A 9,218-nucleotide genomic window follows, 5' to 3' on the forward strand; every position below is an offset into this window, starting at 1 on the left:
TGCTTCTCTCGTCGCCGGGGCGCTCAGCCCGCAACCACTGCAAACCGCCCGATCAGGGGCAACCCATCACGCCTGCGAAAACGGCGAAAGCCGAGAGACTAACCTCTTTGGCAAAAAGCCTGCGCTGGTCGCATGTGCTCTGCAAGACTCAGGGAACTGAGTTAACAAGACGCGGTGATCGTGGTCGATCCGGCGAGGGATCGTTCGCGTGCTGTCATGCCAGGACGTGGCCGTCCACCTCCGCCTGCGCGGAGAAATCGCCGCAAACATCACGCTTACGCAGACCAACCTGGGTCCACCTCCGCCTGCGCGGAGAGCCTGTTCCGTCCGCATAGTACCGCCCACCCCGAGGAGGGTCGTGGCAAACCCCTTACTGTCAAACGTGCTCGTCGGTGAATGGATATCCGTCACCTGGCGTACGGACCTAGACATACCGGCCGAGCTTGCGCGCCCGCGACGCCTGGGCCTGCGCGAGCTCCTCGAGCACGCGCACCTCATCGAGTCGATCGATGCCAGCTCGGCGCCGGCGCTGTCGGGCCTGTACCGCATCTTGTATGCCCTGGCAGCCCGCGTCAGCGGATCGGAGGGCATAGCAGGACTGGACGACAACGGCCCGGACAAGAATTGGGCACGGCGTCGTGATGCCGTTCTCAAACGCGGCCGCCTGGACCCCGCCGCCATCGCGGCGTACTTCAACGGCATACCCGCCGTCCGGTTCGATCTGTTCGATGCCGACCGCCCGTTCCTGCAGGACTCTCGGCTGCTGGCGCAGTGCCCGAAGTCCGCAGGCATCAACAAGCTGATTCCAGGTCGACCGGCCGGCAACAACCACGCCTGGTTCGGCGGGCCTCACTCTGACGCCGCCCCGGTGCCGGCCTCGTTGGTCGAGGCGTTCTTCGGCCTGATCGTCGCTCTGTATTACGGGGCCTCCGGGCGGTGCTCGACCCGCGAGGTCGCCGGGGTGTCCGCGGCCAACACCAAGGCCGGCCCGCTGCGTACCAGCCTGTCCTACCACCCGATCGGGGCCTCGCTGTTTGAGACGCTGATCGCCGGTATTCCGGTGCCGGCGTCGATGACTGGGCGCGAGCTGTCTGGCGACCTGTGCCCGTGGGAGTACGAGGAGTATCCCGATCCGCTGGGCACAGCGACCGAGGTCACCGGGATCGCGTCGCTCCTGACGGGCCGGGCACAGCACGCGGTGCTGCTGGTTGCGAACACCGAGCAGGATGCGGTCGTCGATGCCTATCTGACGTGGGCGTGGCGCACAGCCTCAGACCGGTCGCAGGACCCATATGTAATCTGGCAGACCAGCAAAGAGGGCAACCAGTATGCCCGCCGGGCCGATTCCGGCCGCGCGTTGTGGCGGGATGTCGACACCCTGCTGGGTAACCGGCCCTCCTCCAGCGCGGCGGTGCTCAAGCCGGCGGTATTCGACAACCTCCCGGACATCCCCGATCTTCGGGTGCTGGCGTTGGGGTTCGATCAGGACGGGCAGGCCAAGGACACCCAGTTCGTCGACGCCATCACGCCGCCGATCATCAACACACTCAAGGCCGACAACGTCAAGATCGCCGCGAACGTCGGGAACCTGCATCAGGCCGGGGAGATCGCCGGCCGGCGGCTGGAGTACGCGGCGAAGAAGGCGTGGGCACTGTATACGGACGACAAGGTCCAGGAGTGTGCCTGGTCGCAGGTGGCCGCCGCGTACTACTGGCCACAGGCCGAGCAGCTGTTTTGGTCCCGGTTGTTCTCCACCGTCCCCGAAGCCCGCCACGGGTTGGGCAAAGCGTTTCGGACGCTGGCTGAGCGTGCCTTCAACCACGCCACCGAGAACTCCGTGCACTCCATGGCCGACGCCGAGGCAGTGGAGACCGCCCGGCTGGAGCTGTACGGCCCCCGCGTCAAGGCCGGGCTGGCTAAAAGCGCGCAAACCACCGAACCCAAGGAGAAGGAGGAGGTCAAGGTGAGGGATTATTCGGAGTTGGCTGCGGACCGCAGTTTTGTCGAGAAGGTCATCTGGCACTGCAAGAACACCCCGGGTGCCCGGGCGGCGCTGCGCTCGATCACCGGGGTCTCCTCCCGACAGACCGCCGCCGCAGCCGATGAGATCGTGACCGCCGCGCTGGCGCCGACCGACCCGTCGGCGCTGACGCCGGACCGGCAACGCGCCTACTACACGCTGGCCGCGATGATCGCGGCGGTGCCGGCCAAAGTCGAGCTGAAGCCGGGCGGGCCGAACGCCACACATCCCTACGGTCGGGATCTGGGGCGTTGCCTGGCCGCTGCGGTGGTCGATAAGAAGCTGGCGGAGGCGGCGGCTCGCAGGCACATGGAGCTGTTGACCAAGCAGGACCTGGACGGACTGCATCTGCACCTGCCCGGCACGGTCACGCTCATCCCGGAGACCGTCGACTGGGTGATGCTGCTGCGGGACCTGCGTGACTGGCCTGCCCGCGGGGACGAGATCGCGCGGCGGTGGAGGCAGGGCTTCTTCCACAGCCTGCTGGCCGGTCAACGTGCCGCCGCCGAAGCCGCAGACGCCGAAGGCAGCAACGGCGAATCCTCGGCGGCCTGATCCGCACCACCCCCTCTTCGGGTTCAACTCCCTTACCCACTTCGCTAGGAGATCTCTATGAGCACGTCTGCCCCCGCCCGATTCCTCGACCTGCACATCCTGCAGTCGGTCCCGTACTCCAACCTCAACCGCGACGACACCAACTCCGTCAAGAAGCTGCGATATGGGGGCGTGACCCGCACGCGGGTGTCCAGCCAGTGCTGGAAGCGGTCCATCCGGCTGCAGCTGGAGGCGGCGCAGGGGGATGCGGCCATGCGGACCCGGCGGCTGGCCGACGAGCTGCGCCGGTTCCTGACCGAGGAGCGGGGTTGGGCCGAGGATCTGGCCACCCGGGCCGGCATCTACACCGTGGTCGCCAGCAGCATCGGCGCCGAGCCGCCGAAGAAGAAGAGCAAGGACAAGGACGCCGAGGAGACCAACCTCGAACAGCCGGACGTGCCGTGGGGGACCAAGGCCATGGTCTACATCCCGGCATCCGCAGTCGCGGAGCTGGCCGAGATCGCCGAGAAGCACCAGGACGCGCTGGCCGCCGCAGCCGACCTGAAGCCCGGCATCGCCGACAAGGACGCGGTCAAGGCCGCCACCGCGGTCCTGCCGCGTGAGGACATCGACCGGGTACTGCGCTCGCGCAACGGCGTCATCAACCTGACCGGCCGGATGCTGGCCGAACTGGACGGCGCCGCCGTGGACGGCGCGGTCCAGGTCGCCCACGCCATGACCACCCACGCCACCGGCGTGGAGATCGACTACTTCTCTGCGGTCGACGACATCACCGAAGCCTGGGGAGGTACCGGCAGCGCGCACATGGGCCGCGGCGAATACAGCGCCGGCACCTTCTACCGCTACCTGACCGTCGACCTGAACGAGCTCATCAAAAACTGCGGCGACTTGGCCGCGGCCCGGAACCTGACCGCGGCGTTCGTCGAAGCGGCGATCACCGCGATGCCCCACGCCAAGAAGAACTCCACCGCCCCCAACACCATCCCGGACCTGGTCGCCGTCGCGGTGCGTGCCGACCGACCGGTGTCCTACGCCTCGGCGTTCGAGGCGGCCGTGCCGGCCGACGCAGTCTCGGGGTTCGCCGCACCCTCCATCACCGCGCTGACCACGTACGCCGCAGCCGTGGACAAGTTGATGGGCGCCTCCCGCAGCCCCCTGCTTCGTGCCTACGCCTCGATCACCGACGCCGAAGGCCAGGGCCTGGGGGAGCGGCTGGACTCCATCGACGATCTGGCCGAGCAGGCCGTCGCTGCCGCGTTCGCTGGCCGGGACAAGGCGTGAGCACCCCCGAGTCGCCGACGGCGCGACCAGGGCTGCTGGTGCACTTGAGCGCTCCCATGCAGTCCTGGGGCCAACGGTCCCGGTTCGGGGAACGCGACACGGCCGCCGTCCCGACCCGCTCCGGGCTCATCGGGCTGATCGCCGCCGCCGACGGCCGGCCACGCGACGCCGACCTCACCGACCTGCGGACCCTGCGATTCCTGATCCGCGTCGACCGGCCCGGCAGCCTGCTGCGCGACTTCCACACCGTCGGCGGCGGACGCCCCAACCACCAGACCGTGGCCACCGCCGAAGGCAAACGACGCCCCGGCGACACCGCCACGCTGGTGACCACCCGCTACTACCTGCAGGACGCGGCATTCACCGTGGCCGTCACCACCGCCCCCGACCCCGCAAACAGCACCGACGGAACCGGCCTGCTGGCCAAGGTCGCGACAGCGCTGGCCGAGCCCACATGGCCACCGTTCCTGGGCCGCCGCTCATGCCCCCCAGAGGCAACACTGCTGCTCGGCCACCACGACAACGCCTGGGCAGCGCTGATGCAATTGCCCTTGCACCGCGCGCTCGACAAGTGGAACCCGGTCGTGGACATCACCTACAGCGCAGACCAGCCCCTGGACGATCTGCCCGTGCCCGAGGGCTGCACACCGGTCGGTGAGCAAACCACCGGCAGCATCACCGACGACCCGCTCAGCTTCGCCGAAACCAGCCGCGCCCACACCCGACGCACCAGCTACCAGCGCGTCATCAAAACCCCCCACACGGTCACCGCGTCAGCCGGCATCGGCACCGACTACCTGGACGCCCTCACCAAACACCTGAACCCCGAAGAAGCCGCCACCGGAGCGTCGCGATGACCGTATGGCTGACCCGCATCACCTTGAACCCCCGCGTCCCGCAGGCCCGCCGCGACCTGCAGGACGTGGCCCAGATGCACCGCACCATCATGAGCCTGTTCCCCGACGCCCTGGGCGACACCGCCCGCCACGCCGCCGGCGCGCTGTTCCGCACCGAAGACACCGACGACGGCACCACCGTGCTCATCCAAAGCCAGATCCAACCCGACCCCACTGCCCTGCCCGACGGCTACGGCACCGCCGTCACCCGCTCACTGGACCCGCTACTGGACGCCCTCCGCCCCGGCCTGCCGGTGCGATACCGCATCATCGCCAACGCCACCCGCAAACTCGGCACCCACACCCAAGCCGGCCGACCCCACCAGATCGTCCCCCTCGGCGGACCCGAAGCCGACCAATGGTGGCAACGACAAGCCGAACAAGCCGGACTCCAACTACGCACCACCACAGCGACCGCGCTCACCTCGGCCACCGGCGTTCGCAAGGGCAACAAACCAGCCAAGCCCCAGCCGCAACGCCACGCCCGCACCCAATTCGACGGCACCGCCACCATCACCGACGCCGAGGCGCTGCGGCAACGCCTGCAAGACGGCATCGGGCGCGGCAAATCCTACGGCTGCGGAATGCTGACCCTGGCCCCGGCCCGATGACCGGAACCACCGAACCGACACAGCTGAGCACCCAGACTGCCCGCCGGAAAATCGCCGCACCAACCGCGGCGATGATCCCGCGCATCGGCGACAGCCTGTCCTTCCTGTACCTGGACATGATGCGGATCATCCAAGACGACACGGGCCTGATCGCCTTCCCCGCCCAACCGGCACCAAACCGTCGACTCCGCATCCCCACCGCAGCGCTGAGCTGCCTGCTGCTCGGACCCGGAACCTCCATCACCATCCCGGCACTGGCAACCCTGGCCCGCCACGGCACCACCGTGGTGTGCACTGGCGCCGGCGCCGTGCGCACCTACGCCGGAATCACCAGCCCCGGCCAATCCAGCCGCTGGCTGGAAGCCCAAGCCCAAGCCTGGGCCGATCCGGAACAACGCCTCGCCGTAGCCGGACGAATGTACGCCATGCGCTTCGGCCAAGACGTCCCAACCGGGGTCACCGTGGCACAACTGCGCGGCCTGGAAGGCCAGCGGATGAAAGCTACCTACAAAATCCTGGCCACCCAACACCGAATCGGCCGATTCAAACGCACCTACGACCCCGAAGACTGGGACAACCAAGACCCTGTCAACCTCGCCCTCTCGGCAGCCAACACCTGCCTATACGGCATCGCCCACGCCGCCATCGTGGCCCTGGGCTGCACACCAGGCCTGGGCTTCGTCCACACCGGCACAACCCACGCCTTCGTCTACGACATCGCCGACCTGTACAAAGCCGAACTCACCCTGCCCCTGGCATTCTCCCTCCACGCCTCCGACAACCCCGAAGCCGATGCTCGGCGCGCCTTCCGCAGCAAGCTACGACTGTTCCGGCTCATGCCCCGCATCGTCCGCGACATCCAAACCCTGCTGCTCCCCGGCCAAGCGCCACTAGCCTCCCCGGACATCGACGACACAGACCTGGAAGACGTCGAGCTCACTCACCTGTGGGATCCGGACGACGGCGCCGTTGCCGGCGGTACCAACTACGGACGTGACCAGCCATGACGAACCTGACGGTCATATCCACAACAGCCGTCCCACCCCACGTCCGCGGAGCTCTATCCCGCTGGATGCTCGAACCGGCGCCGGGACTGTATGTCGGGACCCTGTCAGCGAAGGTACGCACCGAACTATGGGCCGTGGTCGCCGCATCCGTCGGCGACGGCGCTGCTGTGCTGGTATGTCCTGCGGACAACGAACAGCGGTTCGCGCTGCAGACAGCGGGGGAGCGGAGACGGACACCGGTCGATATCGACGGGATGTTGATGATTGCGCTCAACCCTCTGGAGGCAGATAACGAAATGGAAACGGCCGTGTAGCGCTGCAGGTGGTGAAGGGTGCTCTCCGCGCAGGCGGAGGTGGTTCGACGGGGACCCGTCCCCCGCGCGCCCTGTTGCCGTGCTCTCCGCGCAGGCGGAGGTGGTTCGTACATCGCCGTGCTGACCGGGCTCTACATCATGTGCTCTCCGCGCAGGCGGAGGTGGTTCGTGATCGACGGAAACGACTTCGGCACAGTAGCGGTGCTCTCCGCGCAGGCGGAGGTGGTTCGTCGACCGCACGGCCACCGGGAAGGACCGCCAGGTGCTCTCCGCGCAGGCGGAGGTGGTTCGGACATCTTCGAACACGTGGACGACCCGGTCCTGTGCTCTCCGCGCAGGCGGAGGTGGTTCGGGATATCCTCCGAGGTCAAGTGGCCTCTAGTCGTGCTCTCCGCGCAGGCGGAGGTGGTTCGGCCCCCAGGTCTACCGCTGGATCCCGGACACGGTGCTCTCCGCGCAGGCGGAGGTGGTTCGAGGCCGCCAACGTCATCCGGCGGAACGGGTGGGTGCTCTCCGCGCAGGCGGAGGTGGTTCGAAGACGTGCAGCGCCTTGTCGCCGCCGATCGCGTGCTCTCCGCGCAGGCGGAGGTGGTTCGTCACCGCGCTGTACCTGACGCTGGCCGGCAGCGTGCTCTCCGCGCAGGCGGAGGTGGTTCGCCACAACCCCAGCAACGGAATATCGGCAGGACGTGCTCTCCGCGCAGGCGGAGGTGGTTCGGCACCTGATGGCAGGCATGGAGTTCCTCGGCCGTGCTCTCCGCGCAGGCGGAGGTGGTTCGGCCGCGGGCTGCAGCCTTGTCTCCCGCTACGTGTGCTCTCCGCGCAGGCGGAGGTGGTTCGACGGCCACGTCCACCAAGAACCCGTCGGACGCGTGCTCTCCGCGCAGGCGGAGGTGGTTCGGAACCGAGCCGTTCGCACCGGAACGAGCCCTAGTGCTCTCCGCGCAGGCGGAGGTGGTTCGGTCGGATCTTCGAAGTCGACGCCCTGGGTCGCGTGCTCTCCGCGCAGGCGGAGGTGGTTCGAAGTGCCGACGCGGCGGCACTCCCCTGCCAGGGTGCTCTCCGCGCAGGCGGAGGTGGTTCGGCGGAGGCGCGGCTGGCGGAGCTCGGCGAGTTGTGCTCTCCGCGCAGGCGGAGGTGGTTTCGCCAGGGGCGGAGCTCCGAGGCGGTGTCGTAGGGTGCTCTCCGCGCAGGCGGAGGTGGTTCGTGGCGGATGGCGGCCTGGAGCTCGGCCAGCGCGTGCTCTCCGCGCAGGCGGAGGTGGTTCGGTCTCGCGGGGATGGTCCTCCCCCGCGGGCACGTGCTCTCCGCGCAGGCGGAGGTGGTTCGCTCGCTCTCCTCGCGGCCGCGGCGACGGTGCTGTGCTCTCCGCGCAGGCGGAGGTGGTTCGAACTCGCCTTGACCGCCGATCCGATGGCAGGCGTGCTCTCCGCGCAGGCGCAGGTGGTTCGTCGCTGGCGTATCTCGGTCCGGGCAGCGGGTCGTGCTCTCCGCGCAGGCGGAGGTGGTTCGAGGACTTCGTTGGCCCCGACGGCACCAAGACCGTGCTCTCCGCGCAGGCGGAGGTGGTTCGCCGGCACCGGCGGTGAGCGCGGACATCAGCAAGTGCTCTCCGCGCAGGCGGAGGTGGTTCGGAGGGCGCCGTGGCCATGTCACCTGGAAACCAGTGCTCTCCGCGCAGGCGGAGGTGGTTCGAAATGCAGCACCAGGTTCTCGTCGACGTACCAGTGCTCTCCGCGCAGGCGGAGGTGGTTCGAGGTTCGAGGACGTCTACGAGCGCTTCGACCGGTGCTCTCCGCGCAGGCGGAGGTGGTTCGCAGCCGCACCTTATCCAGCTGACCAACAGCCTGTGCTCTCCGCGCAGGCGGAGGTGGTTCGTCCGGGACCGGTGTGCGCTGGCGCACGGTCGGGTGCTCTCCGCGCAGGCGGAGGTGGTTCGCTGGGCCGGTTCGTCCACCACGTCCCCGACGAGTGCTCTCCGCGCAGGCGGAGGTGGTTCGACACTGGCGCCGGTAGCCGGCAGACCAGACGGGTGCTCTCCGCGCAGGCGGAGGTGGTTCGCCATGTCCGTCCAGTGACCGCCGTTGCTGACGGTGCTCTCCGCGCAGGCGGAGGTGGTTCGGTCCCCCGGATCCACGACCTGAGACACACCAAGTGCTCTCCGCGCAGGCGGAGGTGGTTCGCTGTGAGGAGGCCGAGGTGACCGCCGCGCACGGTGCTCTCCGCGCAGGCGGAGGTGGTTCGCCCTGGGCCTGGTGGCGGAGGACGCGACCGCCGTGCTCTCCGCGCAGGCGGAGGTGGTTCGGTCCACATCCACCCGGCCCACCTGAAGGGGGCGTGCTCTCCGCGCAGGCGGAGGTGGTTCGATGCTCAGGGCTGCGACGTCCCCACGCAGGTCGTGCTCTCCGCGCAGGCGGAGGTGGTTCGGAGAGATGATGGCTGTCAGCGGTCGCGTAATTCCCCACCTGTGGCCGATCTTGTCGGCGTAATTCCCCAGGGTCTCGTCTGCGTAATTCCCCCCCACCGAGGGTGTG

Annotated in this window: 6 protein-coding genes and 1 CRISPR repeat array; all 6 genes read left to right on the forward strand. The window is 68.5% G+C overall.

Annotation, left to right across the window (positions count from 1 at the left end):
• Positions 1-226 precede the first annotated feature (226 nt).
• The 6 genes from casA to cas2e are packed head-to-tail and all read left to right on the forward strand — an operon-like array spanning position 227 to position 6,684.
• A complete protein-coding gene (casA, locus tag ABH926_RS51355; RefSeq protein ID WP_370374736.1) occupies positions 227-2,575 on the forward strand; it encodes a type I-E CRISPR-associated protein Cse1/CasA in 2,349 nt (782 codons plus the stop codon).
• A 57-nt stretch (positions 2,576-2,632) separates the two neighbouring features.
• Positions 2,633-3,856, forward strand: coding sequence for a type I-E CRISPR-associated protein Cas7/Cse4/CasC (gene cas7e, locus ABH926_RS51360; RefSeq protein ID WP_370374737.1), 1,224 nt, complete (start codon positions 2,633-2,635; stop codon positions 3,854-3,856).
• Positions 3,853-4,713 carry a type I-E CRISPR-associated protein Cas5/CasD gene (gene cas5e, locus ABH926_RS51365; protein WP_370374738.1) on the forward strand — a complete coding sequence of 287 codons (861 nt, stop codon included), beginning with the start codon at positions 3,853-3,855 and terminating at the stop codon, positions 4,711-4,713. The genes cas7e and cas5e overlap by 4 nt, the downstream gene beginning before the upstream one ends.
• Positions 4,710-5,363: a type I-E CRISPR-associated protein Cas6/Cse3/CasE gene (gene cas6e / locus ABH926_RS51370; protein WP_370374739.1), complete on the forward strand. Its 654-nt coding sequence runs from the start codon at positions 4,710-4,712 to the stop codon at positions 5,361-5,363. Before cas5e ends, cas6e begins: the two co-directional genes overlap by 4 nt.
• Positions 5,360-6,370, forward strand: coding sequence for a type I-E CRISPR-associated endonuclease Cas1e (gene cas1e, locus ABH926_RS51375; protein ID WP_370374740.1), 1,011 nt, complete (start codon positions 5,360-5,362; stop codon positions 6,368-6,370). Before cas6e ends, cas1e begins: the two co-directional genes overlap by 4 nt.
• The gene (gene cas2e / locus ABH926_RS51380) at positions 6,367-6,684 is read left to right on the forward strand and encodes a type I-E CRISPR-associated endoribonuclease Cas2e (protein ID WP_370374741.1); all 318 of its coding nucleotides are present in this window, start codon (positions 6,367-6,369) and stop codon (positions 6,682-6,684) included. The genes cas1e and cas2e overlap by 4 nt, the downstream gene beginning before the upstream one ends.
• 18 nt (positions 6,685-6,702) lie before the next feature.
• Positions 6,703-9,111: direct repeats of the CRISPR family, unit length 29 nt; unit sequence GTGCTCTCCGCGCAGGCGGAGGTGGTTCG.
• The last annotated feature ends 107 nt before the right edge of the window (positions 9,112-9,218 follow it).

Origin of the sequence: Catenulispora sp. GP43, from assembly GCF_041260665.1 — a bacterium.
Taxonomy (GTDB): Bacteria; Actinomycetota; Actinomycetes; order Streptomycetales; family Catenulisporaceae; genus Catenulispora.